This is a genomic window from Psychromonas aquimarina ATCC BAA-1526 (genome assembly GCF_000428725.1).
Taxonomy (GTDB): Bacteria; Pseudomonadota; Gammaproteobacteria; order Enterobacterales; family Psychromonadaceae; genus Psychromonas; species Psychromonas aquimarina.
In genome coordinates this window covers 141398-158247 of the sequence record NZ_KE386793.1, presented here as the reverse complement: position 1 = coordinate 158247, position 16850 = coordinate 141398, and the positions used below count along the sequence as shown (strand labels likewise).

General features: G+C 40.5%; 17 protein-coding genes. 7 read left to right on the top strand and 10 right to left on the bottom strand.

The window, feature by feature from the left end:
- Nucleotides 1-87 precede the first annotated feature (87 nt).
- On the top strand, nt 88-447 hold the full coding sequence (locus G337_RS0124145; RefSeq protein ID WP_028866130.1) for a DUF2750 domain-containing protein: 360 nt from the start codon (nt 88-90) through the stop codon (nt 445-447).
- Nucleotides 448-503: 56 nt separating this feature from the next.
- Here the strand turns inward: G337_RS0124145 and G337_RS0124140 are convergent, their stop codons facing one another.
- A complete protein-coding gene (locus G337_RS0124140; RefSeq protein ID WP_028866129.1) occupies nt 504-1961 on the bottom strand; it encodes an HDOD domain-containing protein in 1458 nt (485 codons plus the stop codon).
- Between the two features lie 597 nt (nt 1962-2558).
- On the opposite strand from G337_RS0124140, the gene G337_RS27290 reads away from it, so the two are divergent.
- A complete protein-coding gene (locus tag G337_RS27290) occupies nt 2559-4445 on the top strand; it encodes a methyl-accepting chemotaxis protein (protein ID WP_037028587.1) in 1887 nt (628 codons plus the stop codon).
- Nucleotides 4446-4605: 160 nt separating this feature from the next.
- Entirely contained in the window at nt 4606-5118 is a 513-nt protein-coding gene (locus G337_RS0124125; RefSeq protein WP_028866128.1) for an RNA methyltransferase, read from the top strand.
- Between the two features lie 51 nt (nt 5119-5169).
- On the opposite strand, the gene G337_RS0124120 is transcribed toward G337_RS0124125, so the two are convergent.
- Nucleotides 5170-5586, bottom strand: coding sequence for a GNAT family N-acetyltransferase (locus G337_RS0124120; RefSeq protein ID WP_028866127.1), 417 nt, complete (start codon nt 5584-5586; stop codon nt 5170-5172).
- A gap of 548 nt (nt 5587-6134) precedes the next feature.
- On the opposite strand from G337_RS0124120, the gene G337_RS0124115 reads away from it, so the two are divergent.
- The 3 genes from G337_RS0124115 to G337_RS0124105 all read left to right on the top strand — a co-directional run bounded on the left by G337_RS0124115 (nt 6135) and on the right by G337_RS0124105 (nt 8153).
- On the top strand, nt 6135-6788 hold the full coding sequence (locus tag G337_RS0124115) for a DsbA family oxidoreductase (protein ID WP_028866126.1): 654 nt from the start codon (nt 6135-6137) through the stop codon (nt 6786-6788).
- Between the two features lie 139 nt (nt 6789-6927).
- Nucleotides 6928-7230, top strand: coding sequence for a DUF496 family protein (locus tag G337_RS0124110; RefSeq protein ID WP_028866125.1), 303 nt, complete (start codon nt 6928-6930; stop codon nt 7228-7230).
- Nucleotides 7231-7334: 104 nt separating this feature from the next.
- Complete coding sequence (locus tag G337_RS0124105) at nt 7335-8153, top strand: 4'-phosphopantetheinyl transferase family protein (protein WP_028866124.1); 819 nt, start codon at nt 7335-7337, stop codon at nt 8151-8153.
- A gap of 11 nt (nt 8154-8164) precedes the next feature.
- Here G337_RS0124105 and G337_RS0124100 read toward each other — a convergent pair whose 3' ends face one another.
- From G337_RS0124100 to G337_RS0124070, 7 genes are all read right to left on the bottom strand, one after another.
- The gene (locus G337_RS0124100) at nt 8165-8731 is read right to left on the bottom strand and encodes a glutathione S-transferase family protein (RefSeq protein WP_028866123.1); all 567 of its coding nucleotides are present in this window, start codon (nt 8729-8731) and stop codon (nt 8165-8167) included.
- Between the two features lie 120 nt (nt 8732-8851).
- A complete protein-coding gene (locus G337_RS0124095) occupies nt 8852-9037 on the bottom strand; it encodes a hypothetical protein (protein ID WP_028866122.1) in 186 nt (61 codons plus the stop codon).
- Between the two features lie 404 nt (nt 9038-9441).
- Complete coding sequence (locus G337_RS0124090) at nt 9442-9732, bottom strand: PilZ domain-containing protein (protein WP_028866121.1); 291 nt, start codon at nt 9730-9732, stop codon at nt 9442-9444.
- 283 nt (nt 9733-10015) lie between these two features.
- On the bottom strand, nt 10016-11650 hold the full coding sequence (locus tag G337_RS0124085) for a methyl-accepting chemotaxis protein (RefSeq protein WP_028866120.1): 1635 nt from the start codon (nt 11648-11650) through the stop codon (nt 10016-10018).
- Nucleotides 11651-11956: 306 nt separating this feature from the next.
- The gene (locus G337_RS0124080; RefSeq protein WP_028866119.1) at nt 11957-13516 is read right to left on the bottom strand and encodes an AbgT family transporter; all 1560 of its coding nucleotides are present in this window, start codon (nt 13514-13516) and stop codon (nt 11957-11959) included.
- A 302-nt stretch (nt 13517-13818) separates the two neighbouring features.
- Nucleotides 13819-14229 (bottom strand): acyl-CoA thioesterase, encoded by a 411-nt coding sequence (locus G337_RS0124075; protein ID WP_028866118.1) that lies wholly within the window; start codon nt 14227-14229, stop codon nt 13819-13821.
- Nucleotides 14230-14321: 92 nt separating this feature from the next.
- Complete coding sequence (locus tag G337_RS0124070; RefSeq protein WP_028866117.1) at nt 14322-14873, bottom strand: elongation factor P hydroxylase; 552 nt, start codon at nt 14871-14873, stop codon at nt 14322-14324.
- A gap of 96 nt (nt 14874-14969) precedes the next feature.
- On the opposite strand from G337_RS0124070, the gene pdxH reads away from it, so the two are divergent.
- On the top strand, nt 14970-15623 hold the full coding sequence (gene pdxH, locus G337_RS0124065) for a pyridoxamine 5'-phosphate oxidase (protein WP_028866116.1): 654 nt from the start codon (nt 14970-14972) through the stop codon (nt 15621-15623).
- A gap of 250 nt (nt 15624-15873) precedes the next feature.
- On the opposite strand, the gene G337_RS0124060 is transcribed toward pdxH, so the two are convergent.
- Nucleotides 15874-16824 (bottom strand): Solitary outer membrane autotransporter beta-barrel domain, encoded by a 951-nt coding sequence (locus tag G337_RS0124060; protein WP_028866115.1) that lies wholly within the window; start codon nt 16822-16824, stop codon nt 15874-15876.
- Nucleotides 16825-16850 lie beyond the last annotated feature (26 nt).

The following is a 16850-nucleotide window of genomic DNA, read 5'->3' as shown; positions in this document are numbered from 1 at the left end:
CAGTCTGTATACTCCTGCTGTTAAGCTGTCAATTCTGACAGATCTCCGTATACTGCTGGCTTATAATTTACAAAAATGAGAAATATCATGAAAGATACCAATCAGACACTGCTTACGTTTCTATCAGAAGTTAAACCAACTCAGCAGTTGTGGGCGCTGCAGGATACAAAGAGTGAAGACTGGGTTGTACTTGACTCACTTAACTATGAAGAAACAGAAGTTATGCCGCTTTGGTCCAGCGCGGAACTTGCCGCTGTACACTGCACCGAAGAGTGGAAAGACTACCTGCCGGCAGCCATCACTTTAGCTGACTGGTTAGAGTTCTGGATTGATGATCTTGTTAAGGACGGTGTAGTGATCGGTATTAACTGGATCGGCGAAGAAAATGATTTAGAAATTGATCTGCCTGAATTTACTCAGTCTCTGGTTGATATCGAAGTTTTATAAAGCAAATCAGCAGCTGTTTATCAAGCCGCTGATTTAAGCGGCTTGATCTTTTACCATCATTTCTGGTGGGAGATAATACTTAAACACATATTAAGGTGTTCAATAAAAAAGCAGAACTGCGAATAGTTCTCGTCACTGATCTTTTTTGATTTAGTAAAAATCTGCGCACTGATCACACCAATCACCTTATTATCGATTTTCACCGGTGCAATACAGAGGGTCCCCCCGGCAATTAATTTTTCTATTTCAGCAGTAATATAATTACACCACTTTACATCCCGGTAATCATTTACCAGCACGGTACTGTCCATTTCCACAACATGACTGAGAATATTCACACTGTCACTTAACGATATTAAGCAATGAAAACTTTCTGCACGACCATTATTATCATAGGAGGTTCTTGATTCAATATTTCGCTTGTCACTGCTCAGCATCCAGAATGAACAGCGCTCAAACCCGAGAATATGGGCGGTATACTGCAGAGTGAATGTTAAAAAATCATTGATATTGCGGCCGTCCTTAGTCAGCTTAGTTAATGCGCCGACAGCTGATAACAGCGCTTTTTCCTGACTGACCGCATGGACCGGAGCCTGTAACGACTGCTCACTGAAATGGGAGGCTTTCGGCAGCGCTTTAATATGTTTTTCCAGCACAGAAGCACCGTATGAACTTAATAATTCAATGGCTAACTCTCTAGTATGCTCAATTCTTTCTTTTAAAAAGCGCACCTCAATTTTCATTATCTTACTTATTCTTTTCAAGATCAGATCAAACTCAGCCTTCGTTTTTGGAGGCGAAGCAATAGCGGCACTAAGCTGATTAGCTAAACTTATAGTCTGCATCTCAATGGTTCGAGATTCAGGCTGATCTAAGGATTTTATTAATAACTCTCCTAAATTCCAGGTTTTAGCCAGACCGATACTGAGATCTGTAAAGTCGACACCGCATTCCGCAGCACAATATTTCTGGAACTTATCAGGGGGTAGATCAACCTCTTTTATTAACAGCTCAGCCATATCGCTGCCGGTGCTCCAGAATGATGTTTCTCCAATGTGGTATAACATAGCCGCTAAATAAACTTCTTCTTTAGTATCATCAGCATGATCCGGCACCATCATCTTTGCTAATAATCCCGCATAAAAAGCATTTGCCATCAACATAGTTAAACGCTGGTGAACCTCTGGGCCTAAGTTTTTACTCTGCAGCAGTCCGTCTAATATTTTTGATGTTAAACAAATATTTTTGACCGCTTGAATACCAAGCACAATTGACGCTCGAGAAACTGTGGTCACTTTGCGCATAGAAACATGACTAGAATTATTAACCACTTTAAGCACACAGGAAGATAACGCCTGGTCATGCAGTATGGCCCGGCTTAATTTTGGAATTGAAGAGGTATCATCATTAGAAAACTTATCAAGCATACCCGCTATCGAGGTGATTGCCGGCAGCTCTTTCCTGGCAAGAAGCTCTATCCACTGAGCAGGTGTCCGTTTTATTTTGTCGCGCATTGCATTTGCCCTAATTGATACTACACAGTAATAAACAGCCGGAAGAGAGTTATACCATTCTAGATATATATCTGATCTTTTATGCTGGTTAAAATAAACCATCTCTGCGTTATAAGTTTTACAAAGGAAACAACCACTTACAGCAGCCCATGCCTTGGTATGATTAATTTTTCCTACACCTGAATTGACCACTTACTTATCCAGAATGGTATTTCCCATAATGAGTCGGAAATGCAGATTATTGCTTTAAATTCTAATACCGCGGCTCCGGTCTCGCCAATTATTGCGCTGATTTACAGCTTTTATTTAAACAAGCTGTGACATTAATACAGAGAATATGGCGGAGAGACACTAATACAGCGGCACTTTCAATGTAACTACCTGAATATATTATATAAAATTAATGTTAGAGCACTTTACCCAAGAGCCGCTAGGTTTTAGAGTATCTGTCAGGCTGACATTTATTGATTAACGCCTTTAAGTCATTGATTAATAAAAACAGCTCTACAATGCCTAATAACAGCTTTACGTCTATAATAAATTAATACTTTTACAAGTTATAGAAATGGATTTAACTTACAAATATAAAGGGATTTTATGAATAATTTAGGATTTTCCCGCAAGATTATTCTTGCGTCGGGTGTCATCCTCGCTGCAGCGTTAATTATATTAGCAGTAATTAACTACGCGGTGGTGATGAAACACACTCGTAATAACCTGCAGAGTAACCTTGAAGAAACAGCGCAGACCGCCTCAACTAATATCGCTAACTGGCTTAATGATAAGCTGCTGACAACTCAAGCTGTTGCGGAAGGTACCACGGAAATCAGTTCAACCATGGACCGTTCCAAGTTATCCATGATTAAAACGGCGGGTAATTTTATCTATGTATATGTTGCCGATGAGGCCGGTACTATGGTGATGGATAATCCCGATGAAAAACTACCAGCTGATTATGATCCCCGTATTCGCCCCTGGTACACCAAAACGAAACAACTCGGCTCAGCTTCTTTCACGGCTCCTTACATTGATGCAACATCAGGTTCTCTGTTAATTTCAGCAACTGCGCCTATTAAAATAAACGGCAGCTTTTCAGGTGTGGCCGCCGGAGATTTATCTCTGGATTATATTGTAAATACACTCGGGCTGGTTGATTTTTCCGGAACTGGTCATGTATATCTTATTGACGGTGATGGAAAAGTTTTAGTTCATAAAGACAAAACTCTCGGTGATAAAAACATTAGTGAAGTTTACCCGAATAAAAATATTAAAATTCAGTCGGAATTAGTTGAGGTAGAAGCAAGTACAGGTATTCAGCTGGTTGGTTTTTTCCCGATTAAAGGCGTTCCCTCTGTAAACTGGTATCTAGCCGTCGAGATTGATAAAGCACAAGCCTTTTCCTCAATGGATGAGATCCGCAACCTTTCTTTATTATTAACCCCTGTCTCTGTATTAATTGCAGTTGTTTTACTTAGCTTATTATTAGTACAGCTGACCAAACCACTGCACGGTTTACAGTCTGCCATGCGCGATATCGCCGAAGGTAACGGCGATCTGACTAAACGTCTTGATATTAAAAGCAATGATGAAATTGGCAAATTAGCAGAGCACTTTAATACCTTTGTCGCAAATATACATAATATGATGAAAGTCTTTAAAAGTCAGTCCGGTGAAATGACAGTAATAGCCTCGCAGATGAACGACATTTCCAGCCAGAGTAAATATGAAATGGGCAGGCAGCGTCAGGAAACAGAGCAGGTTGCAACGGCTGTAGCCGAAATGTCGGCAGCGGCCGGTCAGATTGCGGTTAATGCTCAGGGAGCGGCGGAAGCGGCCCAGGACGCAGACAGTGAAGGTCAGGTGATTAACCGTGTGGTTGATGAAGCAATCTCTTCCATTCAAGGGCTTGCGGATAACCTTGGTGAAGCTGAGCAGGTAATTGCTGAACTGGAAGTTGAAGTGACAGATATCAGCACCGTATTAGACGTTATTAAAGGCATAGCAGATCAGACTAATCTTCTTGCTTTAAACGCGGCTATAGAAGCCGCTAGAGCCGGCGAACAGGGGCGCGGTTTTGCAGTGGTTGCCGATGAAGTACGCAACCTTGCCGGTAAAACACAAGACAGCACCGAAGAGATAAATGCCAAGATTGCCAGTTTACAAAACGGTGCGGCGCGCGCCGTTGATTCCATGAAGAAAAGCCGTGAAACAAGTGATATCAGCGTACAGAAAGCCGGTGAAGCAGGTCAGTCACTTAGCCGAATTTCTGAGTCAGTCTCACGCATTTCGGAAATGAATATTCAGATTGCCACCGCGTCAGAAGAGCAGACTAATGTAACCGAAGAGATTGCCCGTAATGTCACCAATATCTCCGATGCAACAGAAGTAACCAATGAAGCCGCTAATGAAACCGTAAAAACCAGCGAACAATTATCTGCTATCGGTACCCAGATTATTAAAGACGTGGATCAATTTGTTATTTAATAATCTATCCCGCTCTGAATTAACCAATTCAGGGCGTTCAGGAATTTGAACAAACAGACCCGGCAATAAACCGGGTTTGTTTTTCACAGCTTGCTGCCCCCTGCATCTTCAGGTAGATTGTCGATATATTCATGCTCAACAATAAACACAGAAGTAATCAATGCCAGAAAAAAAAGTACATATCGGGCTGCTTAATCCTAAAAGCGCAACAAATGTAGGCGCAGTAATGCGGGCGGCCGGCTGTTATGCGGCTGATAAGGTATTCTATACCGGAGAGCGTTATGATCGCGCCGTTAAACTCAATACTGATACTAAAAAAATCAGCTCTAGGGTGCCGTTAATAGGAGTGGAAAATCTGCTCGAAAGTAAAAGCGATGATATTAAAGTCGTATGCGTTGATCTTGTTGAAGGAGCTGTCCCCTTACCTGCATTTGAGCACCCGGATAATGCTTTTTACCTGTTCGGCCCTGAGGACGGTACCATTAGTCAGAAGCTTATCAATCAGGCTGATGCTGTTGTTTATATTCCAACAATCGGCTGTATGAACCTGGCAGCCGCAGTCAACGTGGTATTATACGACAGACTGTTAAAATCAGCAGCACATGTAACCGATAACGCTTTAATTCGTCAAAGCAGAGATAATAACAATAAAGTAAAAGTAAAAAGCAGATAGACGAATTAATAAGCCGGGTTTATTAATTCGTTTATCAAAACACTTGCCGGGTTAGTTTCTCAGCTGCTTTGCTGAAGATAAAACCCAGGCGCGGTCATGGACTTCAAATCCCATATGAGGATAAAAATCCTCCGTCTGAGGGACTGACAATAAGATAAGTTTACAGTCTTTATTAATCTGCTGTGTGGTTAACTGCAGCAGTTCTTTACCAACGCCGCTATCCTGCGCTTTTTCATGTACAGCAAGATCTGATATGTAACAGCAGTAATAAAAATCAGTCATAGCCCGTGCGATACCAATCAGCTCCTCTTCCACCCAGGCCGAAATTATTAAGTTCGAGTTCTTTAACATGCCGGCAATGTATTTAGAATTACCAACAGGCCTGCGTTCTGCCAGTGAAGTATTATCTAACAAATCAACAAATTGTTTTTCTGAAACTGCTTTATTTACCCTGTATTCAATTTTCATTTCTACACTCCCGTTATATGACAGGGCAACAGATCATCCAATGACTTATAATGCTCGGTCACTATAATTTATAAAGCCGATATCCCCTTGCTTTAAAAATTCCGCATCAAATAGAGCCTGCCTGTGCAGAAATTATAAAAACAATAAAATTGCAGTCACAATATAGGCAAAATGAGCTCAATTCAACAGATTGCATTTCTATTCTTACAAAGCGTGACTGGATAAACAGATTTGTATTATTGTCCGCCGGAATAGAACTTATGGCGTTATTTTGTTTGTGAATTCGCAGAGGCAGTTCAACTGCTTTAGCACTATATATTTGTGACCAAAACTTTACATGCAGAAATGCAGTGATGTCTAAAATTTCCTGCCGGACATGCCGGCATAGATTAAAAACTTTACGCTGGCGTTCAAGCTAAGAGCAGACTGTTACTCCCCAAAATCAAATTTTTTGATCTGCCTGCGGCTAAAAAATCAGCATTATGTAATTACATGCTAAAATTATATGAGTCACGCAGATATTACTGCAGTATGTAAAGAGAAAAAATATGTCACAGCTTCCACTCATTCGCATTGATATCATATCGGACGTGATGTGCCCCTGGTGTATTATTGGTTACAAAAAATTAGAACAGGCAATGCTTAATATGGCAGGGAAAGCGCACTTCAACGTATACTGGCAGCCTTTCGAGCTGAACCCTGAGATGCCTCCTGAAGGGCAGAATTTAAACTACCACCTTCAGGAGAAATACGGCGTCAGCAAAGAGCAGAATATACAAAATCGTCAGTACATTACTGAAATCGGCAATAGATTAGGTTTTGAGTTTTGTTATCACAAAGATTCGCGCATTGTTAATACCTTTCTTGCTCATCAGTTATTGTACTGGGCAAAAATTCAAAACAAGCAGACAGAACTCAAACTGGCACTATTTGATGCCTATTTCACAAGGCAGCAGGATCTCAGTAATATAAATGTACTGCTTGAGGCTGCCGAACAAATTGGACTGAATAGAGCAGATGCAGAAAAAATTTTACAGTCTCAATGTTTTGCACAAAACGTACGTAATGAACAAAATTTCTGGCAGCAGAATGAAGTTCGTGCAGTACCCGCCTTTATCTTTAATAAGCAATACTTACTTTCCGGCGCACAAGAATCAGAGACGCTTCAAGACGTTATTGAAACAATCCTCAAAGAACTTTAATTAAAAATAACTATGCGCTTGCCTGTTACAATAGGTATAATGTCTGTAAATGAAAGAAGAGTTTTATTGATTTCATAACGGTAACAACTCCGTCATCGATGTTAAAATACTTTGAATAATAAAATAAAAGGTGTACTTAATGGGTAACGTGCTTGAATTGGTGAAAAACACTCGCCGTAAAAATAAACTAAAACGTGAAATTCTTGATAACGACCAAAAAGTTCGTGATAACCGCAAACGTGTTGATCTGCTGGCTAACCTGGTTGACTACATTACGCCGAACATGAAACAAGAAGATATCGTAAATATTATCAGAAACATGCAGTCTGATTACGAAGACCGCGTGGATGATCACATCATCAAAGGTGCTGAACTTTCCAAAGAGCGCCGTGAAATAAATAAAAAAATCAATGCATTTAAAATCCACGATACTGCAAAATAAATTAATTTTATGCAGTACAAAAGGGATAGCCTGACTATCCCTTTTTTGATCCGGCTTTCCCTGCTAATATGCAGATCTCCTTTTAACATAGCACTGGAAGAATTTTGCCTTTTAACAGCCCTTCTGCGAATAAAACCTTATTAAGCGGCGATATCCACTTGTGGAGAATTCAACCTCAGAAAATAACTGATCTAACAGTATTAAAATCTTTAAAAAGTGTACTGACTCAGTCTGAAATTGAAAAAGTACAGCGTTACCGCTCCCCGAAAGCACAGCATAACGCCCTGATCACACGTGCTTTTGTACGTTTTGTTTTATCTCAGTACGCAGAAATAAAACCTCAAGACTGGTCATTCACTATTTCTGAACATGGTAAACCCGAATTAAACAATACTACGCCTGCACTGCGTTTTAACCTCAGTCATAACGATGACCTACTGGTTTGCTCTGTATGCCTGGGACATGATATCGGCTGCGATGTTGAGAATCTGTCACGCAGGATAAGTGTTGAAGCCATTGCTAAACGTTACTTTTCAGCTGAAGAGTATCAAAGTTTAAAAGACCTTGCGCCCGCACTGCAGCGCAGACGTTTTTTTGAATACTGGACATTAAAAGAAGCATTCGTTAAAGCAACCGGGCTTGGTATCAGTCAAGGCTTAGACACTTTCAGCTTTAAGATCACTGCTCCTGAAACAGGAAAACTTAACAGTAATATCTCCCTGTCATTTTCACAGAAAAGTCCGATTAAAAATGAAAAAGACTGGTACAGCTGCTTAACTTACCCAGATCAAAAACATTGTGTTGCAGTATGTATTAACAGTGGAAGCAAGAGTAAACAGTTTCAGTTAACTCATTTTCAAGGTGAAGACTGTTTACCTGAATTTCAGGTTGGACGAAGCAGCAGAATAAATCCAGCCGGTTAAGTTCTGCTGATTTAAAGATTAAGCGGCGGTGCTGTCTGTTTAAATATTTCATCAGTTCCGGCCAGTTCAAGTAAGCGCTGAAGATTGTCCAGTTCAGATAAATCAATACGTTTACGGTACAGCCCCCAGTCAAGAAAACAAGCAAGGCGGATTTCCCCGTCTGTAAGTGGTAATTTACCTACTGATACAGCACTGTTTAATTCCTGTAGACCGGACAAAACACGGCTGTTTTGACGTTGTAAGTACTTACTGTCATTTAAACCAATATTATCCATCTTTTCTAAGAAGAAAATATTTACGCAGGCATCCATCACTGTATTGATCATATTAAACAATTCAAAGTCTTTAATGTCCGCAAGGTAACTAAATCCGGCTTTTTCTCTAAGGTATTTAAGAATTGAACTTGAATCCGTCAGGGTCAGATCGCCGTCAATTAATAGAGGGACTTTCTTGGTAGGTGATAATTGTGCGCTTTGCTGCGCATCTGTTTCAACAAACTCACAGCTTAAATTCGTTTCTAATAATACGATGCGACAGTGGCGTACAAAGGGAGAGGTGAAACTACCATAGATTTTCATATTAATCCTTCATAATCAAATGACAAGATAAACAGAGTAATCTTTAAACAGATAATATTCAATATATTCAGCAAGGGTTAACAGTACAAAAATCCCCCAGTAACAACTGAGGGATTTCCTTTAGTGGACATGTTTACCATGTTTAGCTTCTACAGGGTCTTCTTTTAGCTCATCAGCTAACCATAATTCATGCATAGGATCGACTTTTTCTGAAATGGTAATCTCAACACCCATTTCCAATAACTCTTTGATTGTTAAATTATCAGCAAGGTTCATCGCCTGACCTGCTTTATTATGAAATATCATAATATCCTCCTTACATCTTCCCGTCCCACTATAATTTTAGCCTATGTTTGTCCATCGCGAGCGTTAATCCTGTTTTTTATAAAAATATTTTTTATTTCATACAGATTTATGGTTCGATAAGATATTCTGTAAAGCCCCAGCTAAGCATCTTTTGATATGCTTTGCAGACATCCTCTGCTATCTATTGAGCAATTTGAAAACCACGTTTCGGATACTCTATAATCCGCTGCAGAAATAAACTCAGTAAAATATAAGATAATAACGAGATTGCATATAAACCGCTAACCATAGGAATGTAAAATACTTTTTATGATTAGAATAAATAACAGGGCGGCGGCAGGATAAATATCAGCGTAGATAAAAAGATTAATACTGAGCTTGCCCGGTATTAATCTTTATATATTTTATTTAATAACAGTAAATTCAACAGCAGCAGTAAAAACATCTCCCTCTTCGCTGATTCTAAGCACCTTGGCTTCTGCATTTAAAGGAGGAAAACGAAGATCATCAGTCCCAAGCTGTACTTCAACTTCATCACCAGCTTTTAAACACAGATCTGATAATTGTATAGACATGCCGGTACTGCTAAGATCTTTACAAATCCCCTGCAGCTCAAAAGTTCCTTTTAATATTTTTACACCAGTTTCAATTGCCATACGGCGGAATTCACGTCTATCATCATGACCTGTTAACACATTACCTCCAAAATAAAGCTGCAGACTTTATATAATAAAATAGCAAACGAAAGCTGACTATATACCCATGCCGCCTCAAAATGCTTTGTCAGGCATTAAACAGGCTGGCAGCGCAAGACACAACATGAGTATAAAATGAGACATATTTTAAAATCTGGCAAGTTATGCTGATTTTTTTATTTTAACTTTGGGATCTTAACTGCAAATAGTGCTTTGCTTATTTAACGTGCAGGGAAAACAACGATGCGCCGGAATCGAATTTCCGACGCATCGTAATAAAACATTAAACTTTAAAAGTTGCCATTAGTTCGCTTACATTTTGACCTAATTTTTTCAGCGTATCACTACCGCTGTTAATATCAGATGCAATTTCATTGGTGGCATTGGCTAAATCTGCAATAACAACAACCCTTTCATCAATCTCTCTAGTCACTGCAGACTGCTCTTCGGCAGCCGTTGCAATATGATCATTGGCATCAGAAATGGAATTAACAGAATCAGCGATAGCATCAAGAGAATCACTTGCTTTTGTAGCCTGCTCTACTGCAATAACAGCAATAGAGCCGCTCGTTTCAATGGCACTTACCGCCTCTTGTGCTTTATTCTGCAGCTGTTCGATGATTCCATTTATCTCCAGAGTTGCGCCCTGTGTACGTCCTGCTAAGGTCCTTACTTCATCAGCAACAACAGCAAACCCCCTGCCCTGCTCGCCGGCGCGGGCGGCTTCAATGGCTGCATTTAATGCCAGTAAATTTGTCTGCTCTGCAATGCCTTTAATCACAGATAATACCGAATCAATAGAATTACACTCAGAGTCCAGCTCTATAATCACAGCACTCGCAGACTGAATTTCAGTAGACAGGTTTTCCACAGAACTGGCAGATTCAGTAACTACTTTTTTACCTTCAAGCGCCTCACTGTTTGCTCCCTGTGCTAGTCCGGCAGCTGTTGATGCGCTATGTGCTATCTCATTAATAGTACTCACCATCTCATTAGAAGCCGTGGCTATCTGCGCAGTTTCAGCATTCTGCTGCTCGGTACTTGCGACTGATTCCATAGATTTAGACAGAAGTTCAGATGCGGATATTTCCACCTCTGCAGAAGATTTTTGTACAGAAACAATAATATTATGAATTTTTTCTACAAACTCATTAAATGAGGAAGAAAGTTTAGCAACTTCATCTTCTCCATTAACAGGTAGGCGTACTGTTAAATCTCCCTCTCCTTTTGATAAGTCTTCCAGTACAGAAGTCGTTGAACGGATCGGTACCACAATACTTTTGGCAATAAAAAATAAACCTGCGAGTAAAAACAGAATAATCAGTATCACATAAACAGCTAAATCGGCGGCAAGCTGCCAGGTAGAGTCCCTGACATCATCAACATATATGCCGGTCCCTATGATCCATCCCCACGGCTTAAAAGCTTTGACATAGGATATTTTTTCTAAGGGATCGTCGGCACCTGGTTTTTCCCATAAATAGTCAACATGACCTGAGCCGCTCTCTTTAGCCACTCTCACAAATTCCAGGTATAAATGTTTTCCGTTAGTGTCTTTAACACCCGATAAATCTCTGCCGGCAAGCTGCGGCTTAACCGGGTGCATAATAATCGTTGGTGAATAATCATTAACCCAAAAGTAGTTGCCGTTATCGTAACGCATCGTTTTAACTGCATTTAAAGCTAAAGCCTTGGCGTCATCTTCACTCAACTCGCCATTTTTGAACTGCTTATGATAGCCGTTCATAACAGCATGTGCAGCATCCACCATATTCTGGGTCTGTTTTGATTTAGCCGCTAACAAACCATCATTAATTTCTAATAATGACTGCCCGGTAACTAATAACACACCCAGCAGGGTAATTACGGCAATTAAAGCTAACCTTGAGCTAATAGAAAATCTATTTAACATATCCATATGATAATGACCCCTGCATATTTTATAAAATTAACCTGCCATAAATATAATCTAGTACCTCTGATATTTGTTGACAAACAATAAAGGTGATCAAAATCACGCTTGAATGCGCGATGACAAAAACACTCCTTACATAACAACAAGATACCTTAAACAAAGTCTTAAAGTCACATTAAAGTCAAGACCGCAGCTAACAGGCGTATCACGGCCTTAACCGGGTTAATAATTGGCTGAAATAAAATAGGAAGAGCAAAGATGCATAAAAAGGCCTTATCAGATTAATAAGACCTTTATACTTAGAAAAGATTAAGAGGGATAAGTGTATGGTGCCTGTATACCTAGCGGAATACCTAGTGCCCAGTATGCCAGCAGGAACAGTGTCCATGCAATTAACATAGCAATTGAGTACGGCATCATCATCGAAGCTAATGTACCAATACCCGTACTTTTAACATAACGCTGACAGTACACTACCACTAACGGGAAGAAAACCATCAATGGAGAGATAATATTGGAAACAGAATCACCAACACGGTAAGCCGCTTGTGAAAGTTCCGGAGAGATATTAACAGCCATCAGCATAGGTACTAAAATTGGTCCGATTAATGCCCATTTAGCAGAAGCTGAGCCCACCAGTAAATTTACAAATGCAGTTAAGAAAATCATACCAACAATGGTCATCTGCCCCGGCATATCTAAATACTGTAAAAATTCAGCGCCGTACAAGGCTAAAATAACACCTAAATTTGACTGACCGAATGCGACTAAGAACTGTGCACAGAAGAAAGACATAACGATATAGCTGCCCATGGTTCCCATGGTTTCAGACATAGACTTAATGATCGAATCGTTAGTTTTAAAACGTCCTGATACTCTTCCGTATACTACCCCAGGGATAATAAACAGGATAAAAATCAGCGGCACAATCGACTGCATAAGCGGTGCGTCAAAGGCTGTCATATCACCCGTTGGCGAGCGCAGCGGAGAATCTTCAGGGAAAACTAAAACGATTAACGTAATAATACCCAGCAGCATAGCTAAACCGGCACGGTTAAAAGCTTTGTTCTCAATCGCGCTGATAGAGCCTAGGTTCGGCGCTGTTTCAGCATCTTCATCAATTTCAACTTTAGAAAGACGCGGTTCAATGACTTTTTCAGTTACCCACCAGCCCACACCGACAATTAGAATCGAAGATAAACCGGTAAAGAAAATATTCGCCAGCGGATTAACGGTGTAATTAGTATCTAAAACTTGAGCTGCTGACTGGGTAAAGCCGGCAAGTAAAGGATCAATACCAGAAGGGATAAAGTTAGCAGAAAAACCACCGGAAACCCCGGCAAAGGCAGCTGCGATACCAACCAGAGGATTACGCCCTGCAGCATGGAAAATAATACCGCCTAGAGGAATAACTAAAACATAACCCGCATCAGCAGCCGTATGAGATACAATAGCAACCAGTATCAGCATAGGAGTTAACAGCTTAGCCGGTGTGAAGTTAAGCATTTTCTTCAGCGCGGTGTTAATGAATCCGGATGCGTCCGCAACCCCAACCCCTAACATAGCAACCAGTACGATACCTAAGGGCGCAAATCCGGTAAATGTTTTAACCATATTAGCTAAAAAAGAAGCTAAGGATGCACCGGTAAGCTGGTTATTAACTTCAATTGCTTCTCCGGTAACAGGGTGAGATAAACCGAATGAAAACTGCGCAAATACTGCAGATAACCCCCAGACTAATAACAATCCCCAAAAAAATAATAAAGCCGGATCCGGTACTTTATTGCCTGTTCTCTCTATAAAATTTAAAAAACGATCCATTCCTTTGGATGACGCCGGCGGCGCTCGTCTGATCGTTTCATTACTCATTGAATCTCCGATTAGTTTTTTAGTAATCAGTAATACCCTTAGTTATTTAAACATTGGGCAGTACCTCGTTTTAAAAACAACACAAATTATTCTTCATCGGATAAAGCAGAAAAATAAACAGCATTGCTGTTACCAAGCTACTTGGAAATACAGGCGCTAGTACAGTACGTCAATGTTCTGTGCTGCTTGTATTTCTAAGTGGTTTGATTTTTAAAATCGCCGTATTTTAATATATTTTGTGCGAATGTCATTGTTTTACTCTCAATATTGGCAGCTGATCTCAAAATACAGTAATTATTTGCTTATTCCTGCTCATTTATCTGCAGAGAATCAAGAATAACCTCAGGCAGCGGCTGCAGTCGTTTATCCTTGTCTAAACAGACCATCTCGATTTCACCAATCACAGCGGCTCTAGCAGCTCCCGGACGCCAGACTTCCTGGCGCCATAGCGTTTTATATTTACCGTCAAGTTTATAGGTGGTACGAATATCACAAACTTCAGCGAATTCAACCCCGTCCTGAAAAGTCATATTTGCTTTATAAACCGCAAATCCAAGCCCCTGTTCACGCCATAATTTATCCAGTGTATTACTGTTGATAACATGCTCACGCGCACGCTCGAAATACTTTAAAAAATTAGGGTGGTAAACAACTCCTGAATGATCAGTATCTTCATAATAAATCTGTACCGGATGGTGAAAAACTTTACTCATTATTTATTATTCTCTTTTAATGTAATTTTATTAAGCTGACTGCCTTAAAAATCATGGTGCCCGCCGAAGCACGACAACTATTAACTAAACAATCATCCGCGGTTATACATACCCTGGTAATCAAACATATCAGCTGTTAATTCAGGCATCTGATAAAAATCGCGGCAGGCGGCACTCAGCAGGCTGGTACGCTCAGAAACACCATTCTGTAAATAGTGCATCACCTTATCATGAACCTTATGTTTAAAACCTAGGCGGTCAATTTCGATACCGCTGAGATTATCTGCACTAACATCAAACTTAAAACCGCAGCTGGCGGCAATAATCCATTCAATGGCCTGCGGGGTGATTTCAACCTTTTCAAATTCAGCCTGAAGCTCTGCGCTTCGCCCGTCCGGTTCATACCAGTAACCATAATCAACCCGTAAACGGCGCTGCTTCCCGGCAACTAACCAGTGGGCAATCTCATGCAGCGCACTGGCATAAAAGCCATGCGCAAAAATAATACGGTGCAGTGTATTGTGCTCATCCGCCGGCAGATAAATAGGTTCATCATCTCCCGCAAGGAGCTCAGTTTTATACTCAGCTGAAAAGGTATGATTAAAAATATTGATTAAATCTTGGTATTTAAAGGTACAAGGCACAGAAAATCTCAATCTATAGGCTGAATTGTTCGACAAAAATAACCACAAATTATACACTGCCCGCCATAACATACTAATTAAAATAAGAAGATTAACATGTCATTTATCAGTAAAATTCGTTGTGCCTTTACTCTCGGCCAAGGCTTACTTATCGAAAATAAAGCATTAAAAACAACTAATGATCCCATTGAGTTTTTTAATCACTGGTTAAGCGAAGCAGAAAACAGCGGCATAATTTTACCTGAATCAATGTCGGTTTCGACCTGCAGCCCTGAAGGACGCCCTTCCTCGCGTATGGTGCTGTTAAAAGAAGTGGACCGCAAGGGTTTTGTCTTTTTTACCAATTACGGCAGCCGTAAGGCGCTGGATCTGGAAACCAATCCCTATGCAGCGCTGCTGTTTCACTGGAATATGCTGCAGCGTCAGGTTCGTATTGAAGGACGAATTGAACGGATCAGCACAGAAGAATCCAATGCCTATTTTCAAAGCCGCGGACGAGGCAGCCGCATCGGAGCATGGGCATCTCATCAAAGCCAGGAGCTTGATGATCGTGAAACATTAGTGCAGCGGGTAAAATACTTTGAAGAAAAATTTGCCGGTAAAGAGGTACCCTTACCTGAATTCTGGGGCGGTTACCGTGTTATCCCGGAAAACATTGAATTCTGGCAGGGTAAAGCAGATCGACTGCACGATAGATTTGTTTATCAGCCGCAGGACGGCAGCTGGAAAATCACCCGCTTAAATCCTTGATAAAAAGTATTCAGGTGTGTTCGCAGGGGAAAATTATCCCTCCCCTGTTTGCATATAAAAGATTATTTCAAAATAACAGGAGAATTAATCGCCGGGATCGGACGGTTATTCGGTTCAGTTAAAGTGCTCTCTAAGGCATTGAATTATTTCAATAATAAGTATAAAAAAATATTAACAGTGCTTAAGCAATATCAGCAGAGCTGTGAAAACTTCCCTTTTACTATCAGAAAAGTGCAGAATATCTGTTATTTCACTCTTCGTTATAATATAAGCTCAGGGTGCCGCCGCTTAATGAACTGCCGTAGTTAATCGTAAAACCAATACCAATGTTATCTAAGAGCGGGATCTTATTATTAGTATCAATAACCCAGCCGATAGTGGTCTCATAATAATAACCATCATCTGAAAGGCGCGACATATCCCCTTTCACATCGATCCGTTTAAAGTCTACCGCAACAAAATCTGAAACGCCCCATAACTGCGGTATATCAAACTTAAACTCAATGCCGTTAATAATACGCCAGCCCTTAGGGTTAATATCGGCAAGGTTATTTGCTTTACCTGCAATCGCGCGGCCGTATACATAGTGATTACTATTATGAGCGTTCCACTGCCCCCACGACTGCTGTTTTTTATAACCAAAGTTAATAAACGGCTCTGAGATTAATGCTGCAGCTGTAGTGTTAAATACATTACCATCCAGCAGCTCACGCAGTTCAGGAGGGAATTTACTGTCATAATCAAACTGGTTTTCATAGTGCATCAGATGCAGTCCTAAGCCGGCCTCTCCATACCAGCTTTTTGAAAAACCATAATGCTGCATGTAATTGCCGTAAGCGCCGATAACACGTTCTTTTTCAACATTAGTCAGGCCGTGAAAAAGCAGGTTCTCACGGTTAACTTCTATATAAAACGCACGAATAGAAACTTTATGCGACCAGTCCGGATCTAAATCCTTAAGCTGCCAGGAATAAGGTACAACAAATATATCCAGACTTTTTTTCAGCTCTAGTGTTTCCTCATCCCCCCAGTTGGGATCCTCGGGATCAAATATATACTGCAGATCAAAATTAGCGATACCAAAGGTGAGAGCGTCACTATCAGACACAACCGTGCTGATAGCTAACGCCTCCTCAATCGATTTTCTGCCTAAATTATCTCCTCGAGCTAGCGGCGATATAAGCAGGGTTATCCATAACACTCGAAAATTCACAGTAAAAATAGTCT